13 protein-coding genes are annotated in these 19,029 nt (G+C 40.3%); 10 read left to right on the top strand and 3 right to left on the bottom strand.

Going from position 1 to position 19,029, the window contains the following annotated elements; genetic code table 11:
* Nucleotides 1-154: 154 nt before the first annotated feature.
* A complete protein-coding gene (gene mfd / locus IPM92_13435; GenBank protein ID MBK9109332.1) occupies nucleotides 155-3,481 on the bottom strand; it encodes a transcription-repair coupling factor in 3,327 nt (1,108 codons plus the stop codon).
* 745 nt (nucleotides 3,482-4,226) lie between these two features.
* Here mfd and IPM92_13430 point away from each other — a divergent pair.
* Together IPM92_13430 and IPM92_13425 are read left to right on the top strand one after the other, a co-directional pair.
* Nucleotides 4,227-5,843 carry a T9SS type A sorting domain-containing protein gene (locus IPM92_13430; protein ID MBK9109331.1) on the top strand — a complete coding sequence of 539 codons (1,617 nt, stop codon included), beginning with the start codon at nucleotides 4,227-4,229 and terminating at the stop codon, nucleotides 5,841-5,843.
* 199 nt (nucleotides 5,844-6,042) lie between these two features.
* On the top strand, nucleotides 6,043-6,921 hold the full coding sequence (locus tag IPM92_13425; GenBank protein ID MBK9109330.1) for a hypothetical protein: 879 nt from the start codon (nucleotides 6,043-6,045) through the stop codon (nucleotides 6,919-6,921).
* A 248-nt stretch (nucleotides 6,922-7,169) separates the two neighbouring features.
* Here the strand turns inward: IPM92_13425 and IPM92_13420 are convergent, their stop codons facing one another.
* Entirely contained in the window at nucleotides 7,170-8,774 is a 1,605-nt protein-coding gene (locus IPM92_13420; GenBank protein MBK9109329.1) for a T9SS type A sorting domain-containing protein, read from the bottom strand.
* A 77-nt stretch (nucleotides 8,775-8,851) separates the two neighbouring features.
* Entirely contained in the window at nucleotides 8,852-9,784 is a 933-nt protein-coding gene (locus tag IPM92_13415) for a hypothetical protein (protein ID MBK9109328.1), read from the bottom strand.
* Between the two features lie 348 nt (nucleotides 9,785-10,132).
* Here IPM92_13415 and IPM92_13410 point away from each other — a divergent pair, with 348 nt between their 5' ends.
* The 8 genes from IPM92_13410 (at nucleotide 10,133) to IPM92_13375 (ending at nucleotide 18,055) form a co-directional block, all read left to right on the top strand.
* Complete coding sequence (locus IPM92_13410; protein ID MBK9109327.1) at nucleotides 10,133-11,173, top strand: T9SS type A sorting domain-containing protein; 1,041 nt, start codon at nucleotides 10,133-10,135, stop codon at nucleotides 11,171-11,173.
* 129 nt (nucleotides 11,174-11,302) lie between these two features.
* Complete coding sequence (locus tag IPM92_13405) at nucleotides 11,303-11,485, top strand: hypothetical protein (GenBank protein ID MBK9109326.1); 183 nt, start codon at nucleotides 11,303-11,305, stop codon at nucleotides 11,483-11,485.
* Between the two features lie 586 nt (nucleotides 11,486-12,071).
* Nucleotides 12,072-13,154, top strand: a complete 1,083-nt coding sequence (locus IPM92_13400) for a hypothetical protein (protein ID MBK9109325.1) — start codon at nucleotides 12,072-12,074, stop codon at nucleotides 13,152-13,154.
* 15 nt (nucleotides 13,155-13,169) lie between these two features.
* The gene (locus IPM92_13395) at nucleotides 13,170-13,706 is read left to right on the top strand and encodes an ArsR family transcriptional regulator (GenBank protein MBK9109324.1); all 537 of its coding nucleotides are present in this window, start codon (nucleotides 13,170-13,172) and stop codon (nucleotides 13,704-13,706) included.
* A 2-nt stretch (nucleotides 13,707-13,708) separates the two neighbouring features.
* Entirely contained in the window at nucleotides 13,709-14,998 is a 1,290-nt protein-coding gene (locus IPM92_13390) for a nucleotide sugar dehydrogenase (GenBank protein MBK9109323.1), read from the top strand.
* A 10-nt stretch (nucleotides 14,999-15,008) separates the two neighbouring features.
* On the top strand, nucleotides 15,009-16,313 hold the full coding sequence (locus tag IPM92_13385; protein MBK9109322.1) for a UDP-glucose/GDP-mannose dehydrogenase family protein: 1,305 nt from the start codon (nucleotides 15,009-15,011) through the stop codon (nucleotides 16,311-16,313).
* A gap of 42 nt (nucleotides 16,314-16,355) precedes the next feature.
* A complete protein-coding gene (locus tag IPM92_13380) occupies nucleotides 16,356-17,477 on the top strand; it encodes a DegT/DnrJ/EryC1/StrS family aminotransferase (protein ID MBK9109321.1) in 1,122 nt (373 codons plus the stop codon).
* Nucleotides 17,477-18,055, top strand: coding sequence for an N-acetyltransferase (locus IPM92_13375; protein MBK9109320.1), 579 nt, complete (start codon nucleotides 17,477-17,479; stop codon nucleotides 18,053-18,055). The genes IPM92_13380 and IPM92_13375 overlap by 1 nt, the downstream gene beginning before the upstream one ends.
* Nucleotides 18,056-19,029: the final 974 nt, after the last annotated feature.

Genomic DNA, 19,029 nt, shown 5'->3' with positions numbered 1-19,029 from the left:
CTAAAGAGAGGAACTTAAAGCACTTCTCTTTAAGCTTTTTCTCCTTAGTCTTCTCACCTATCCAGACATACTCCTTCACGCAAGTATCAAATACGAACATTTGTTAGTAAATAAAAATTAATTTTGTTTAAACGAAATTAGTATATTTTTACTTTTAACCTTTTCCCTTAAGCCTTAAGCCTTCGCCCAACTCTTCCAACATCCTAATCGCCTCCAGAAACCCGGAAACCTGCTCCCGGATAAGGATCAATTGCGTAGCACTTTGTTTGAGTATAAAACCACTTTGGCCGCCGGAAATTCTTTTCATCAGTTTTTTAAAGAGAGGTGTTTCGAAATATGCTGATGCCGGATTGGAAATGAAATAACATTGTAGCTTTTTCTTTTTAAGGATAAGCCTTTCGAATCCCAGTTCTTTTCCCAACCAACGCAAACGCAGACCATTGAAAAGTTCTTCAACTTGAATAGGAACATCGCCGAATCGATCTTTAAGCTGGGTTGCAAATATTTGAACCGATTCCTCGCTTTCAATTTTATCCAATGCCTGATAGAGCCTTAAGCGTTCCTGAATGTTGGAAACATAGTCGTCGGGAATTAACATCTCGATGTCGCTGTCGATACTGGTGTCTCTTACAAACTGATGCTGTTCTTCAGTTTTGTCTTCAAATAATTCTTTGAATTCATTTTCTTTCAATTCAAAAATGGCTTCTTCGAGGATGCGCTGGTATGCCTCATAACCAATATCCGCGATAAAGCCGCTTTGTTCGCCGCCTAACAAATTTCCTGCACCGCGAATGTCCAGATCTCGCATGGCAACATTAAAACCGCTGCCCAGATCCGAAAACTCTTCGATAGTCTTGAGTCGTTTGCGCGCTTCCATGGTCAGCACCGATGATGGAGGAGCGAACAAATAGCAGTAAGCTTTTCTATTGGATCTTCCAACTCTTCCCCGCAGCTGATGCAGATCGCTTAAGCCAAACTGATGTGCATTGTTGATGATGATTGTGTTGGCATTGGGTATATCGAGCCCGGTTTCGATGATATTGGTACAAGCCAGTACATCGTATTTGTGGTCGATAAAATCTACCAAAACTTTTTCCAATTTGTCTGCTTCCAATTGTCCATGTGCCATAGCTACGTCGACTGTTGGACAGAGTTTATGAAGCATGCTTACGATATCGGGTAAACTTTTTACTTTATTGTGAACAAAAAATACTTGTCCGCCGCGGTACACTTCGTGTAATATAGCATCGCGGATCAAATCGTCATTGAAGACTCTACGTTCTGTATGTATGGGTTGACGGTTGGGTGGTGGTGTTTGTATCACACTCAGGTCTCTTGCAGCCATTAAAGAAAACTGAAGCGTACGCGGAATGGGAGTAGCCGTTAAAGTGAGTGTATCGACATTGTGTTTAAGTTGGCGGAGTTTTTCTTTGGAAGCTACTCCAAATTTTTGTTCTTCATCGATGATGAGTAATCCGAGATCTTTAAATTTTACTTTAGAATTCAACAAGCTGATGGTACCGATGATGATGTCTGTTTTACCGGAGGCCAGATTTTTTGCAATTTGCGTTTTCTCTTTTGCACTTCGAAATCTCGAAATGTAGTCCACATCTAAAGGAAATTCTTTGTAACGGTCTTTGAGCGTGCGAAAATGCTGCAAGGCCAGAATAGTTGTGGGCACGAGGATCGCAACTTGTTTGCCGTCCTGCACGGCTTTGAACGCAGCTCTTACGGCGACTTCCGTTTTTCCAAAACCCACATCGCCACAAATGAGCCGGTCCATCGGACAATCTTTTTCCATATCGGCTTTAACATCCATCGTCGCTTTGTATTGGTCGGGTGTATCCTCATACATGAATGAAGCTTCGAGTTCTGTCTGCAGATAATTATCGGGATGGAAAGCAAATCCTTTGGAGGCTCTACGCTTTGCGTATAATTTGATCAGCTCCTTCGCAATGTCCTTGACCTTTTGTTTGGTTTTTTGTTTGAGGACTTTCCACTGATCTGAACCCAATTTATGTAAAGAAGGAATGGTGCCTTCCTGGCCAACGTATTTTGAAATTTTATGGAGCGAATGAATACTGACATATAAGATATCGTCATTTCTATAAATCAATCTGACCGATTCCTGTTGCTGACCATTTATCGTGATTTTTTCCAGACCCGCAAAACGACCGATACCATAATCCATATGCGTGACGTAATCGCCCGGTTGCAGTTCGCGCAATACTTTTAAACTCAGTGATTGGTCTTTGGTAAAACCCTGTTTGATTTTAAATCCATGAAATCTCGAAAAGATCTGATGGTCTGTGTAACAAGCCAGTTTTAAATCGTGATCGATGAAACCTTCGCGAAGCGATCGCACTTCGGGAAAATAACGAACGTTAGCCTTGAGGTCTTCGAAGATATTGTAAAACCGTTCGATTTGGGCACTGCTGTTGGTCAATAAAAAACAGCTGTATTCTTTGGCCTGGAGAGTTTCGAGATTTTGAATGACCAGTTGAAAATTTTTATTAAAACTCGGTTGCGCTTCGCTGCGTACCTGAAGTTTTTGAATGTTGCTGATGGAATCGGGCAGCGTTTGATAAAAAACCAGAGAAAAATTTGACAAAGCACTTAGAAATTCTTCCGGTTGTATGTATTCCTTCTGGCTTAAAAGCTGGATCTGTTTGGCTTCTTCATAATGTAGCAACTTTTCACTTTGACGCAATGCCGATTCATAACAGGCATTTAAGGCTTCCATGCAGGCATGCAGATCTTTGACCCAAATGGTGGTGTTTTCAGGAATAACTTCGAGCAAAGCCCGTTTGGTATCGCCGGTATAATCAGATTGAACATTGGGTATAATTGCAAATCTGCTGATGTTTTGAACCGAGAGTTGCGTTTGTGTATCAAAGGTTCGGATACTCTCGATGAGATCATCGTTTAATTCGATGCGATAAGGATTTTCATTGGCAAACGAAAACACATCGAGGATTCCGCCACGCACGGAAAACTGTCCGGGTTCATACACAAAATCGGTGCGTTCAAATCCGAATTCATTGAGTTTACTGAGGATGCGATCCAGATCGAGCGGATTTCCGGATTGAAACTCCAGTCTGGACTGATCGATACTTTTTGAAGAAGGTGTTTTCTCAAAAAGTGCTTCGGGATAAGTAACGAGAATAACCGGTTTAGATGAGGCCAGTTTTTGCAAAGCATCCACTCTTTGTTGAACCTGGAAAAAATCGATATCTTCAAAGAGCACGGGTCTGCGAAAGGAATCCGGAAAAAAATGAGCATTAGGTTTTTCTGCAAGCGCATTCAGATCATCCAGCATATAAGAAGCCTCTTCTTTATCTGCACAAATGACCAGATAGGGCCTTGGATGTTGTAAAAAGCTTGATAAAAGCAAAAAGCTATCCCTGGATCCGCATAGACCCCCGATAAATATGGGAAACTTTTCTTTCTGATCCAGTAACCGGTTGAGTTGTCCGGCCATTGGATCGCGGTTCAGAAAATCTGAAATCCGCAACAATTCTTCCTGCACGGTGCGAAGATAGTTCAATTAGGCTTAAGGCTTAAGGGAAAAGGAAAAAGGAAGAGTGGGCAAGGAAAATTGACTATTTGATTGTTTAACGTGTGTGTAGGCTTTTAGTGATGCTTTTATTATGTTAATTCCTCTTCATTTTCCCATTTACAAAGAGGTAGGTAAGTCTTCATCCCGCTTTCTATAATGATCTTAGCTCTTATTGAGTTTTTCAAAGCGGGATCCGCTCTGGTGATAGCAAAACTCCGTTTTGCGAACGAGATCATGAGCGTATTTCGAACGTCATCAGTAAGGAACAGAAGCTCAAAAAAAGTTATTGAAAAATTTCGACTAGATAACAGCGTTTTTCATGGAAAAAGCTCAGGCTTTTTCGTAACCTAGCATTCCGATTTTATTAAACGAACCGTCATCAATTAAATCTCTCCATTTAGAATGATAAAAAAGCATAATTTTTGTAGGGTTTATTTAAGTGAAATAGTCACGATTTCATCTGACAGGTTGATAAATTTGTAAACCAATTTTATTAATCATCAAACTAAATTAAACCATGATTACTTCAGAGTATACTTGATTGAATGCTTCAATTCCCTCAATCAAAGGATTGTGAAGAGAATACAGATTATTAAGTAAGTTCAATAGTCATTAAACCGGGGTAAATAATTCAAATTATTGTATATTTATCCCGGTTCTTTAACAAATGAAACGGTTAATTACAATCACATTGCTTTTTTATTACCTCCTGGGGCATTCGCAGGTTTTTTTTAGCAATGTTTATAAAGTTCCCGAAGATAAAACGGGACTAACAAATTACTTTCCAAACTGGTTAAGCTCAGTTTTCCCAACAGATTCTTTGATTTTTGCTTTTGGTTATTCCGCTGATACAACATACAAAGATATATTTGGAACAGCTTTTTATATGTTTGATTGGAAAGGTTCTCTTCTTGATTATTATCATATTAAGGATGATAGCCTGCATAATTTCTTTTACCCAGAAGGAATACATACTTGGGACGGCATAGTTTTTTACACAACTTTTAATAATAACTATAAGGAACAATCTATTTTAAAGTTTAATAGAATAACTAGAAATCAAGAAGACCTGATTATAGATAATAGTATAATTAAGGGAGGAGATATATTGAGAGGCAACATGTCAGTTACACAAGATAGTTGTTTGCTCACCGCAAGTGAGATTGCAATTGATTCAACTGGTTTCAACTATAAAATTCAAGTCACAAAAATCAATACTTCTGGCAATCTCATATGGCAGAAAATTTTGGGAAGAGACCCTGGCAATGGCTATCAAAACCATTGCTTTTCTTCTTATGTAGATAAATATGGAGATGTGTTAATTGGCGTTGGTTATTCAGATAATTCAGGTCTTGGCTGGCCAGCAGATTACCAAAGCTTATTGTATAAATTAAATAATGAAGGTGAAAGTGTAAGCAGTGCAAATTCTATGTTGTCAAGAACAGGTTTGTGCTATATATATGATATTGTAGAAGGTGACAACAAAAAGATTTATTTGCTGGCAGATTACAATTATAATGAACCTCAATACCCATATGCCAACAGAGGATATGGTATGATTCAAGTTCTTGATTCTGCAATGAAATTTAAGAATTCTGTTCCTTTAAACTTTGCTGCTACTCTTTATGGTCATGCTATTGATAATATCTTTGATAAAATCGTGAAAAGCAATGACAGTAAAGGAGTTATTATAGGAGGTGATGTTAGTTATAAAGAAAAAGTAATTATCTTTAATAATTCAAATCAACGTTATGATTCAATAGAATGGCGACACGACATACTACATCCGATCAAATTTGATTATTCGTTAAATTTATTATGGAAAAAAGTATATAGAATCCGAAATGGCAAAGACGATGGATATTTGTACGATCTTAAATCTTGTCCGTCTGGAGGTTACATCATCGCAGCAGCTTCCTATCTTGATGATGCCAAGGAAAAATACGGTGATCCATATTATATGCCCTGGCTTCTCAGAGTCGACGACGATGGCTGTTTAATTCCAGGTTGCGGAACTGTTAGCAACAAAGAATTACCTGATAGTAAAGACAAAATACTTATCTACCCTAACCCAGCAACCAATTACATCGTAATCCTTCATTCAGGTAAAGAAAAAACGCACTATCAAATTATTTCTGCTGAGGGAAAAATTATGGATGAGTTTTATTCATTTATTGAAGGTGAACAGATTATCGTTCCGATTGATGATTTTCAGCCTGGATCTTACTTTGTTAAAGCTGAAAGTAAACGTGGCGGTAGTTCTGAAGTGTTTATTAAGCAATAACCGATTCTATTGGCTCTATTTAAGGAAAGCGTATTAAAAGATTTCTAACAGTTTTTACGAAATAAAAGTTCCAAAGATCTACAAAATCAATACTTCAGTCCTTAATCCATAATCTAACTTCCCTTTTCCCTTCAGCCTTATTCCTATTAAGCTTTTTTTCATCCTTTACTAAAAAACAAATAACTTGCCACCCGGAAACATGTATAAAACTTATCCATCTAAAATTTTGCTGGCCGGAGAATACACTATTTTAATGGGCTCCGGTGCATTGGCAATACCTTTTAGGTCGAGAGGGATGTCCTGGAAATGGGCAAAAGATCTCAAGGATAAATCACTTTTAGATTTATTGAATTATTTAAAAAATGAAAACTCACTAAAAGATCATTTTCGACTGCAAATGTTTGAAGAGGAGCTTCATGCAGGTTGGTATCTTCAAAGCAATATTCCGCAAGGTTATGGTTTGGGAAGTTCCGGTGCAGTATGTGCAGCTGTTTATGATCGCTATAGATCTGAAGAAGATAAAACCCCGGAAGAAGTCCACCAGATTTTTAAAAGTATGGAAGCTTTTTTTCACGGAAGAAGTTCCGGCATTGATCCGATGGTTTCCTATTATAACAGTGCTGTGCAAATAACATCAGATCGTTTGCTTATTTTAAACGATTTTCAAATGAGTCTACCTTCCAAACTAAATATGGTTTTGTTGGATTCGGGAATAAGACGCAATACTCGTGAATTGGTTGGTGGATTCAAAGCGCAGCTCGATTCAAAGGAGTATGAACAAACCCTAAAAATAATTGCTGAAACCAATCAGTTACTTATAAAGTCTTTACTAGAAGGAAATAGAGAATTGATTTCTGAGTCCTGGATGGAGATTAGCCGGATGAGTATAGAAGCTTTTTCAGACATGATACCCCAAAACGTGTTGGCCTTTTGGAAACAGGGTTTGTTGGAAGAATCGTTTTACTGTAAACTTTGCGGCGCTGGCGGTGGTGGATATTTTTTGGTTCATTGTTTGGATCGGGCGAAAATGCAAGACGTGTGTGCGAAGTATCAGTTGACATTGATTGATTTGGATTGAATCAAGTCACGTTACTGAATTTCAATTAAAATTTGTAGGAAGGAGGCGCGGTCGTTTATTTAGCAAGATCAATTATTATTAACTTCGACTCACTTTATTTTGACGATGAAATACTTTGTGACGTTGAGGCAATAATGTTATTTAACGATAATCATCCGGAGAGTCCTAATACAGTAAGTTTAATGCCCAACCCATCTGACAATAGCATTACTATTGCCATTAAGGAGAGTTTAAACGAACTTTTGAATTCAATGAAATACAAGAACTTCTTTCCTAAATAAAATATCATACTTTCTTCCAAGTCCTACAATTAAATAAACGCCATTGGCAATGCTATTCAAATTTTTAATGGTTAATTTATCTGTGTTATCAACTTTTTGGTTTAACAATATATTTCCATACATATCTTGAATATATATATTATTGACATCCACACCTTTATAATTAATTATTACATTATCATAAATTGGATTTGGGAATATAGACATTTCAGGTTCTTTGTAAAATTCACCATTATTTGTTATGATCCCAATGCTTTCTTTTGAAAATTTAGAGATTATTGTTCTTCCTGTCAAATAAGTATATCCTAGTCCTGCTATTCCTTTATAATCACCAAATAATATTATATCCCCTTCTTGTGTTTGATATAAATCATTTGAATATAATGTTTGTTGCAGTTTTAATGGAATCTCTTTGGCAAGATTTAAGTTGCCATGACCATCAGAAATAAAGAACTGTATTTTACTGTTTGCTTTATTATGATCTGTAAAAACACTCCTAACAACTAATGAGCCTTCTTGATTTCTTAATTTAAGACAATTGGAAGCACGTGGGCTTGATTTATATTCCTTTGGTAATGTCAATTCTTCTTTCAAATTTCCATGCAAGTCAAAAATTGAAATCCGCTCAGTAATAGGCTCAATATTACCATTTTCGAATCCGAAGCCAGTTATATATATATATCCATTCTCTGCTTTTTGTAAATAATATTGTGATGCGACTGTAATCTTATTTGCTATATCATTGCTTGAAATATATTGAAAATGATTGTCAAAGAAATCAATTTTAAGTTCCATACTATCACCTGGAAATATTGGATCTGTTTTGTTTGAAAATCTTAAAAACAGCATGGTGTCTCTATTGCCGTTATATGGATAACTTAATTCGGGATAACTATTAGGGTATTTATGTGGAATTCTTATTTCCTCATCAAGAATTGGCATTCTATTCTCATTGAATAGGTTCCGATAAATTATATAATCGCTTTGATCTCTTAAATGCCCAATATATTCGTATTCCACAACATTGAAGGGAAATAATCTAGCATCAGATGAACCAACTATTACGGGTGAACTTGAATCCTGCGCCTCAGAAAATTGAAAATCCAATAAGTTACCGCTAGCTATGTCATATTTTCGTACGCATACTTTAGAATCTGTCCAAACTACAAAAACCTGATCCTCTATACTTCTAAAATTTAATAACACTAGTTCATCTTTTTCATTAATGAAATAATTACGAACTTTTTCTCTTTTAGAATTTTTCTTTAAGTTTATATTGTTCATCCAGACCTTAGAGCCGTTTTGTAAATTTAATTTTTCTAATAATGCTCCTTGATCAAAATCACTTGCATCATTATATATTGTATAGGCGAAACCATTAATAATTTTAGGACCATATCCAGAAAATCCAGATAAATGATTCATCCCATTATAACTGTTGCGTATCGATGTAGAATCGAAAGCAAGATGTGACCAGATCGGAACTATGTCTTCAAAAATGTCTGTTAGTTTTGATACCTGTGCTATAGCAACTTCGCTTACCACAACAAATAAGAAGATAAGATTTTTCATAATACTTTTATATTGGTTACTCAAAATTAATAAACCTGTGCAATTTATTAAGACTGCACAGGTTTAATCTTCAAAAGCTATGGTTCGCACACTCGTTCTTCGCAGTCTTTAAGTTGAGTATATCCTGAAGGACAACCTGGAAAACTATCACAATCTCCTACCTGACTGTAAGCAGGTCCCGTTTTGGCAGCTCTATTAAGAGTTGAGTTCCAGCACCATTGATAAGTCCTTTTACAACACGCTTCACCACATTCCGTTTCCAACCATACAAGTTCATCATAAGACGGTGGTCCTGCATGATTTACAACTTTGGCACAAATGGAATAACAGAGCTGGGTATGGAAATCACTTGATAAGTATTTTGCAGGTGTCGCACCACATGGAAAAATTGCACGATTATTATATGTTAATTGTTGCATTACAATTTCTTCCAATGCATTTATTGCTGCTTTAGTAAAAGCTTCTATTTCAGCATCTAATTCCTCATAATCGGAATTATTCCATAAATCCAACCAATCATCCAATAAGCTTTGACAATCTGAACCAGGCTCGGGATAAGCAGAGAAATTATCAAAGACAATGCTAAATATTTCATTGTTTGAATCGTGATAGCACCACCACAAATCATAAGTAACTACAGCTCTGCAAGGACTATAAGGAACGGGTAATGAAATTGTCTGTGTTAAGGCCGAATTTTGTAAGGTACAATGCGCTCCTGAAGGTTCGTCTGTAAAACAATTATACTCAATTAAAGAAGAATTTTTTATTCCTTGCGTTACATTGAGTTGCCTTAGAGTTAATCTGATTGACTGTTCAAATTTCTGTTGACTTAATTGGTGTTGATTCTGATTTGTTGTAGCAGTTGTAATACTACCATCTTTATTACAAGACTGACTGAAAAGAGAACAAATAAATAGAGTGATATAAATCTTGCTCAAATACTTATTGCTTAACCTTTTTATTATAGATCTGCAAAAGTAAAAATACTCAATGTTATTAAATAATTTCATAAAAGTAAATTTTAATTGTAAGTGAATAAATAAAGAGTAATTCATCATGTTATTTCATGATCATTTTTGCTTTGTTCATAGACGCTAATTTTTTGATGTGAATTAAATAATTTGATACTATAATCGATTATAAAAATTCACCTTTGTTGATGTTGTAAAAAAATAAGAAAATCAATTTCCAAACTGACTGGATATCAAGCCTAATTTAAATTTTGAATAACCAAGATTATTGTGAAAGATAGAAAACCGATGCAAACGTAATATAAATGTTATTGCAACATATACCAAATCTGACTGCACTTTATACTGTTTTTTGGAGGTGGTACGAAATGAATAATAAAATGCACTATGTTAGGGACTAAAGATGACTTCGATGAGTGGAGCGGTTCGGAATTTGATTTTTACCACTTTAACAGAAATACAGGTAAGCTTTCCAACCATCAGAACTTCAAGATTGATTCGACTCGGAGTATTTCAGTAGGTTGCGCATTTTCTCCCTCAAATGAAATTCTTTATATCTGTAGCGGACAAGTATTGTACCAATATGCTATAGAAAATGGTCAATTAAATGCGAGAATTGAAATTGCAAGATACGATGGGTATCTGTCTCAATTATTTGCTAATATTTATGAACCAACTTACTTTGGACAACTGCAAATTGGGCCGGATGGAAGAATATATTGTAACCCGAATTTCATTCAAACACGGCATCTACATGTAATAAATAGACCTGATAAGCTTGGAATGGATTGTGATTTCAGACAACATGTAATTCCATTTATTTCAATTAAGAAAACAATGCCATATTTTCCACACTACCGTCTTGGTCCAATCGATGGAAGTATTTGCGACAGTTTGCGAATAGACAATATTCCATGGGCTCATTGGAGATATGACCAGGATACCTCAGATTACCTGAAGTTTGAATTCACAGATTTAAGCGCGTATGAAGTCGAAGAATGGAGCTGGAATTTTGGCGACCCCAAAAGTATTTCTAATACCAGCAATGACAAAAATCCAACGCATAAGTTTTCTGAAAAAGGCGTTTATGAAGTTTGCTTAATGGTAAAGAACCGAAATGGTATGGATACTTTATGTCGTACCGTAAATATAGGGGTCATGGTCAATACGGAAGATAACAATGAAATTCCGGAAATTCAAATCTGGCCCAATCCATGTGAAGATTATGTGATCATAAATGTAATGGATTATAATCCGCAAAAAATTATCTTAAAGCTTTACGATTTATGGGGTATGCCTATTGAACTTAAATCTCTCTTTCAGGGGAGCAATTATGTGAATTTGAAGAACTTGCCTGCCGGGGTTTACGTTGCACATGTTACGGAAAGTGGTAAAATTTTAAGTTCAAAGAAGATCATTAAATTATAACATCGTTGGACGTTTCTTGATCACGGATTAAACAGATTTTAGGATCGCACGGTTTAAGGATTTGTTGGCGGCGAGCCAACAATTATTTGTAAATCAAATATAAGTTATTTAATTTTGTTGAAAAGTATTATGTCAACTATAGAATTAGGGAAGCATTTAATTGAAATGATTCAGGAAACTGATAATGAAAACATCCTATATGAAATCAATCGATTGCTTCATATTGAACTTGAGGCTAAAAGCATCTATGAATTAAATGAACACCAAATTGATGCAATTAAAGAAGCACGTCTTCAATATAAAAACGGCTAATTTATTGAAAACGATCAGGCAAATAAGGACATCGAAGAATGGCTAGGAAAGTAATTTGGTCTTTCAGAGCTCAAAATGATCGAAAGAATATTTTTAAATATTGGAAGAAACGAAATCATTCCTAAACTTACAGTAAAAAACTCAATTGTCTTTTTATTGAAGCTGTTGATTTGATTTTAAAGTTTCCGAGTATATGAAAGTTAACTAATGATCAAAATGCAAGAATTAAAATTGTTGATCATTATCTGATCATCTATGAGGAAATAAATGAACTAATATTTATTTTGACAATTTGGGACTCAAGACAAAATCCAAATGAATTAATGAATATCACCATGAGGTAAGTTCCGTCCGCCGCCAACACAGGGTAGATCCTAAAATGCTTGAGAGTCTTTAAAATTTTCTCTTTTAACATTTACAAGTAGTGACAAATTATTTTATTGTTTTAGCGGCTATTGGTTTGGCGGTGCAGCCTCTATGCTCAAACTGTCTAAATGAACAATTTCTTTCAATTCTCCAATTTTAAATCCTGTTAATCCTAAAATCCGTAAAATACTGTCCTATTTTTACATTTGAAACTTAATCCATGGATCATTCCGAAGAGACGCAATCAAAAACCAAGGATATTTACACTATCAAAGAACTCGTCACTTTGACCCGAAGCTATCTGGATGAAATCAGGTCGCAAAAGAAAATACTCTTACTGACTACTCTGCTTGGTATTGGACTGAGCATATTTTTAAAACAGTCCAAACCCAAGATATATGAAGCAGAAGTGAGCTTCATGCTGAATGAAGAGCAGCCGGCTTTTGGAGGTGTTTCATCCATGATCGGTCAGTTTGGCGGTTTATTGGGAAGTGGCGACCAGGTGAACCTGCATAAAATTCTGGATCTCGCAAAATCCAGGAGGATTGCCGAAAAGATTTTATTCAAAAAGGTTCCGGTTGAAAAGGGGGGTACTGATTATCTGGCCAATGTACTGATCGAAGAACTGGAAGAACAAGGCAAATGGGCGGCAGCACCATTTTACAATCCCGGGCATCCACTCAAAGGATTTCGATTTAAGAGCGACAGTCTGATGGCCTTTCAGCGCCTCGAAAATATGGCCTTGTTGCAGACACACCAGATGTTGTTGGAGAAAATTTCAACGCGAGTCAGCGAAAAAACAAATTTGATGTATATAAGTATTACATCCATCCGCGAAGATTTAGCCCATGAACTAGCCTTGAATTTATTTGAAGAATTGAGCCAGTTTTATATCAACAAAACGGTCGAAAAACAAGAAGACACCTACAGAGGTCTGCAACAGAAAACAGATTCGCTCAAAGCACTTTTGGACAAACACCAATACAAACTTGCAGATCTCAAAGACAGTTATAGAGGAAGTTGGCTTCTCTCTGAAGATGTGCCAAAAACATTACTGGATCAGGATATCCGCATTTTACAATTGGTTTATGCGGAGGCGATGAAGAACAAAGAAATGGCCTCCTTTGCACTCATCAATAAAACGCCATTCATTCAAGCCGTGGATCTTCCTATACTACCCTTGAAGAGTTATCAAATGAGTTGGCCAAGAGCTATATTGATGGGACTTATTTGTGGCCTGTTTGTAGGATTCATCTTTATCGGATTTCGAAAAATGATCAGAGATTCTCGAATTTTCGAGTAATTTTGTTACTCATTTATGCTTGAAACCCTCATTACTTCTAAAACGCGTATCCGACTCTTGCATACGTTTTTTCTGAACGCCCAAAATGAAGCCTATCTGAGGGGTCTGGAAGCAGAATTGGGCGAATCGACCAACAGTATCCGGATCGAATTAAATCGTTTATTGCGGGCGCGTTTACTCTTGTCGGTTACCCGTGGAAACAGACGTTTTTACAGGGCTAACCCAAATCACGCTTATTTTGAGGACTTGCAGCAAATTGTGAGAAAAGAAGCAGGAATACCTGAAATATTAGAAACCCTGCAACCCTTTTTAAATTCGATGCAAGCCATTTATCTTTCCGGCGATTTATGTAAGGGTATTCCAACGGATATTGTGGATCTTATTCTTGTTGGCAAACCCGATCAGAAATCCATGCTGAAACAATTCTCAAAACTGGAAAAACTAAAAAGCCGGAAATTCCGTTTCATCCTATTCAACCAATTAAAGGATAAAAGATTACATAAACTCATAGAGGACGAAAGGCCTCTGTTGTTGTGGGAACGAAAAAAATGAAGATGTACGAGGAATTGATTGAAAAAAAAGAGAAACTGGCCGTTGTTGGCCTGGGGTATGTGGGACTGCCGCTGGCCCTTGCATTTGCCAAAAAAATGAAAGTGATTGGTTTTGATATCAACGCGGAGCGCATTGCACTGATGCAGTCAGGCCAGGATCCATCCCGCGAAATCGAAAGAGAGGCTTTTCAGCATGCAGAGATGGAATTTACAACAGATGTGGATGTCTTGAGGTCTGCGAAATTTTATATTGTTGCTGTCCCCACACCGGTTGATCATCACAAAGTACCGGATCTTAAACCTCTGCTTTCGGCATCAAACTCAATAGGCCAGGTATTAAAGAACGGCGATTATGTGATTTATGAATCGACGGTATATCCCGGATGTTCCGAAGAGGATTGCCTACCTATTTTGGAACAGATTTCCGGACTGAAGATGGGCAAGGATTTCAAAATGGGTTATTCTCCGGAACGCATCAATCCGGGCGATAAATCCAAACCTCTTGAAAGCATTTTAAAAATTGTTTCTGGAAGCGATCCGGAAGCCCTGGAGGAAATCGCCGCAGTTTATGGTAGTATCATTACTGCAGGCGTTTATAAAGCACCCAGTATAAAAGTCGCAGAAGCCGCTAAAGTGATTGAAAACAGTCAGCGGGATCTGAATATTTCGTTTGTAAATGAATTGGCCATCATCTTTGATAAAATGGGAATCGATACCCGCGAAGTACTCGATGCAGCTGCAACAAAATGGAATTTTTTGAAATATTTTCCGGGCCTGGTCGGTGGCCACTGCATCGGCGTTGATCCCTATTATCTGGTTCACAAATCCAAACAATTGGGCTATGACCCTGAAGTGATCCTGAGCGGTCGCAGAATCAATGACCGAATGCCGGCTTTTGTTGCTAAAAAACTCGTTCAATTGCTCATCTCCAAAGGCAAAAATCCCAGCGAATGCAAAGTATTGATTTGCGGGATCACCTTTAAAGAAAATGTTTCCGACATCCGCAATTCGAAAGTAGCCGATTTATTTGATGAATTGCGAGGCTATTCGGTCAATGTGGACGTAGTAGATCCACATGCAGATGCCGAAGAGGTCAAACATGAATATGGAATTGAAATCAAAGACACTCCGGAAAGCGATTACGATGCCATCATTCTGGCAGTAGCGCATGATATCTATAAAAAAACGGCACCAGATAAATTTATTTCAATGATGCGGCAAGAACCTATCATCATTGATTTGAAAGGCTTATACAATAAATCCGAAGTCAACAGCACCTATTGGAGACTTTAATCTACAAGAAATGAAAATCAGCATCATAGGAACGGGATATGTCGGATTGGTAACGGGAACTTGTTTTGCAGAGACCGGCAACCAGGTTTTATGTTTGGATATCGATGCCCAAAAAATTGAACGCTTGTCTGCAGGCGAAATTCCCATTTTTGAACCTGGTCTCGACATCCTCTTTGAGAGAAATGTCAAGGAAGGCCGACTACATTTTACTACGGAACTCGATCAGGCCGTTGCTTTTGGAGATATTTTGTTTTTAGCCTTACCAACCCCACCCGATGAGGATGGGTCTGCTGATTTGAGATTCATCTTAACGGCGGCACAGAATATCGCCGACCGGATCCGAAAATATACCATCGTCGTCAACAAAAGTACGGTTCCCGTTGGGACAGCAGAAAAAGTTTACTCAATATTGAGTAATAAACTTGATCAAAATTTGTTTGATGTCGTAAGTAATCCAGAATTTTTAAGAGAGGGAGTTGCCGTTGACGATTTTATGAAACCGGATCGCGTTGTCATTGGAAGCCAATCTGCCAGGGCTACTCAAAAAATGGAAGAACTATATGAGCCTTTTGTCAGACAAGGAAATCCCATTTTTATCATGGACCTTCGAAGCGCTGAACTCACCAAATATGCGGCCAACGCCTACCTTGCCATGCGCATCAGTTTTATGAACGAACTGGCTAATCTTTGCGACCAAACAGGGGCCAATGTTGATTTGATTCGCAAAGGAATTGGTTCCGACAATCGCATCGGCAAAAGATTTCTTTTTCCCGGAGTGGGATATGGCGGTTCTTGTTTTCCAAAAGATGTTAGAGCACTGCACAAAACCGCGCAGGAACATAATTCCCCTTTTCACATTCTGGAGGCAGTTATGAAAGTCAATGACCAACAAAAGAAATTATTGGCTTTAAAAATTAAAAATTATTTCAAGGGCCAATTGCATAACAAAACCATGTCCGTTTGGGGCCTTGCTTTCAAACCCAATACCGATGATATCCGCGAAGCACCTGCAATGGAAATCATCAACGAATTACTCGACTGGGGTATCGAACTGCGCGTTTATGATCCCGAAGCCATGGAGCATATGAAATCCATTTACCATCAAAAACTCTATTTTGCAAAAGATATGTACGACGCTTTAGATGGTGCAGATGCTTTGATCCTGGTAACCGAATGGAATGTTTTCAGATCTCCTGATTTTGAAGAAATGAAAAGAAGGATGAAAGCACCAGTGGTCTTTGATGGTAGAAATGTTTTTGAACATAACAGGATGTCAGAACTGGGATTTGAGTATATAAGTATGGGCAGACATTAATTATTTAAGAATAAAATAAGAATCATGAGTATCAAGTTGCATATGGTGGATCTCGCCACCCAGTATGAAAAAATAAAACCGGAAATAAAAGCGGCGCTGGACGAAGTGCTCGATTCTACAATATTTATCGGTGGTCCAAAAGTCAATGCATTCCGTCAAAATCTGGAGGCCTATCTGCAGGTCAAACATGTAATCCCATGTGCAAATGGAACCGATGCATTACAAATTGCTTGCATGGCATTGGGACTACAGCCGGGGGATGAGGTGATTGTTCCTGCATTTACTTATGTAGCTACTGCAGAAGTCATTGCTTTATTACAGCTAAAACCGGTCATGGTCGATGTTTATGTAGATGATTTTAACATAAACACGGAAGCCATCCGCGAAAATATCAGTCCGCGAACCAAAGCCATTGTTCCCGTTCATTTATTCGGCCAATGTGCCGACATGGAGACCATCATGCAGATTGCATCAGAACACCATCTTTTTGTCATTGAAGATAATGCGCAGGCCATAGGTTCAGCCTATACATTTAAAAATGGAACTGTTCAAATGGCAGGGGCGATTGGACACATTGGCTGTACTTCTTTTTTTCCATCTAAAAATCTTGGTTGTTATGGCGATGGTGGAGCTATGTTTACGCAAGATGATCAAATTGCCAACCAACTCCGGATGATTGCCAATCATGGCCAGAGTGCAACGCGGTATTATCACGATGTAGTTGGAGTGAACTCCAGACTGGATGCAATGCAGGCGGCCATACTTGATGTCAAATTAAAATATCTCGATGCCTATATCAATGCGCGAAGAGCTGCTGCCGATTATTACGATCAGGCATTTAGCGGTCATCAGGCATTGATCACGCCTTATCGCAATGCACATTCCCGTCATGTTTTTCATCAATATACTTTGCGCGTAACCAACGGAAAGCGGGATGCACTCAAAGAATATCTGGATCTTAAAAGCATACCCAATGCGATTTATTATCCGGTGCCTTTGTATCATCAGAAAGCTTACCAGGCGTATTCGGGAGGCATTGAAAAACTTCCGGTTACGGAATTATTATGTAAGGAAGTTATATCATTGCCTATGCATACGGAACTCACAGCTGAAATTCAGGATGTCATTATTGGCGAAGTGCTTGCTTTCTTAAAGGATTCATAATGGAACAAGAATATTACGCACATCCATCGGCCGTTATTGACGAATCTTGTAGCATCGGAAAAGGTACCAGGATCTGGCATTTCTCACATATCATGTCGGGATGTCAGATTGGAGAAAATTGCAACCTGGGTCAAAACGTGGTAATTTCTCCGGAAGTTATTTTGGGAAACAATGTCAAAGTACAAAACAATGTTTCGATTTATACGGGCGTCGTGTGTGAAGATGATGTTTTTCTGGGACCCTCCATGGTTTTTACCAATGTGGTCAATCCGAGAAGCGCTGTCAACAGAAGAGGTCAATACGAACGAACGTTCGTTAGGAAGGGTGCAACCATAGGAGCGAATTCGACCATTGTGTGCGGACATGAAATCGGTGCGTTTGCATTTATTGGAGCTGGTGCGGTAGTTACCAAAGATGTACCTGCTTACGCATTGGTCATTGGAAATCCTGCCCGGCAAAAAGGTTGGATGAGTGCTTTCGGACATAAGTTAGTATTTGATGCTGCAGGTGAGGCCACATGTCCCGAATCCGGAGAAAAGTATAAGTTGATTAATGGACAAGTAGATAAACATTCATGAGTAAAAAATTTGCGCTAGGCCCGGGGCCCCCCCCCCCCCCCCCCCCGGGGGGGCGCCCACGGGGGGGCCCGGGCGGGGCCCGCCCGCCGGCGAAAAAAAAAGGGCCCGCGGAAAAAAAACCCCCCCCCCCCCCCGGGGGCGGCCGCCGGGGCGGGGGGGCCCCCCCCCGGCCCCCCACCGGGGGGGGGGGGGGGCGGCCCGGCGGCGGGTGGGTGCGGGCCCCCCCGCCCCGGGGCGCCCCGCCCCCCCCCCCCCCCGGGGCCGGGGCGGGGCCCCGCCCCTTCTGGGGGCACCCCCCCCCCTTTAACCCCGGGGAAAAAGGCGCCCGGGGGGGGGGGGGGGGCGGGGGGGGGGGGGGGGTGCGCCCCCGCGGGCGGCCGCCCCCCCCCCCCCCCCCCCCCCCCCAAGGGGGCAAACCCGCCCGGGAAGAGGGGGGGGAACAGGGGCGGCAGCCCGGAGACCCCCCCCCGGGGGGGGGGGGGGGGGGGGGGCGGGGGGGGGGGGGGGAGGAGGGGGCCGGCGGCCCGGGGGGTTGGGGTGGCCCCTTGGGGGGTTGGGGGGGGGGCTTTGGGGCCCCCCCCGGGGGGCTTCGGCCCCCCCCCGGGGGGGGGGGGGGGGCGCCCCCCCCCCCGAGCAAAAAAGCCCCGGCCCCCCTTTCCTTTTTAAACTACGCCCCCCGCCCCCCCGGGGGGGGGGGGGGGGGGGGGGGGCCCCCCCCCCCCCCCGGGGGCGGAGGGGGAATCCTGGTCCAGGGGGGGGCCCCCCCCCCCGCCCCCCCCGGCGCCGCGGGGGGGCTTGGGGGGGCCCCGGCTTCCCCCCCCGACGCCCCCCCCCGGCCCCCCCGGGCGCCGGCGAACCACCCCCGGGGGGGGGGCCCCGGGCGGGGGGGCGGGGGGCGCCGGGGGGGGCGCCAGGGGGGGCGAAGGATTTCCCCCCCCCTGCTCCGGCGGCCGCGCGGAAGGGGAAGGCGGGCC

This window comes from Saprospiraceae bacterium (genome assembly GCA_016719615.1).
Classification (GTDB): domain Bacteria; phylum Bacteroidota; class Bacteroidia; order Chitinophagales; family Saprospiraceae; genus Vicinibacter.
This window is presented reverse-complemented; position numbering and strand designations above follow the sequence as displayed.